The 203-nt window shown below is 37.9% G+C and carries 1 pseudogene; it reads left to right on the forward strand.

The window, feature by feature from the left end:
• Positions 1–203: pseudogene (locus tag ASU00_RS24240) on the forward strand (IS3 family transposase); the annotation flags it as partial.

Raw genomic sequence — 203 nt, forward strand, 5'->3', positions numbered from 1 at the left:
CTTCAAGCCAAAGGATATGTGATAAACAAGAAGAAAGTACTTCGTATTATGAAAGAGCTAGGGCTTCAAAATGCATCGTTCGAATGAAGAAGTATAAATCCTATAAGGGAGAAGTCGGAAAAAAAGCTCCCAATATCTTAAATCGTCGTTTCCAGGCAGAAAAACCAAACCAGAAGTGGGTGACAGACATCACGGAATTTAAA

Origin of the sequence: Peribacillus muralis, from assembly GCF_001439925.1 — a bacterium.
In the GTDB taxonomy this organism is placed as follows: Bacteria; Bacillota; Bacilli; order Bacillales; family DSM-1321; genus Peribacillus; species Peribacillus muralis.